At 68.0% G+C, this 250-nt stretch carries 1 protein-coding gene; it reads left to right on the forward strand.

The window, feature by feature from the left end:
• Window positions 1-250, forward strand: a 250-nt coding sequence (locus AAEZ05_RS29570; RefSeq protein ID WP_350650186.1) for an FGGY family carbohydrate kinase, incomplete at both ends; no start/stop codon positions are given.

A 250-nucleotide genomic window follows, 5' to 3' on the forward strand; every position in this document is an offset into this window, starting at 1 on the left:
TAACGTGGCGGCGCGCAACTGGTCAGGCGAGATGCTGGAGGCGCTGGGTATCGCGCAGTCGATGATGCCCGATCGGTTGCTGTATTCCGGCGAGGTGGTGGGTGGTTTGCTTGCAGACTGGGCCGCACGCCTGGGCTTGCAGGCGGGCACGCCGATCCTCGCTGGGGGCGTGGACGCGGCCATGGCGACCCTGGCGGCGGGTGTCACCCAGCCGGGCAATCATGTGGCGATGATCGGCACCAGCATGTGC

It is taken from the genome of Pseudomonas sp. HY13-MNA-CIBAN-0226, assembly GCF_040310305.1.
In the GTDB taxonomy this organism is placed as follows: Bacteria; Pseudomonadota; Gammaproteobacteria; order Pseudomonadales; family Pseudomonadaceae; genus Aquipseudomonas; species Aquipseudomonas gregormendelii.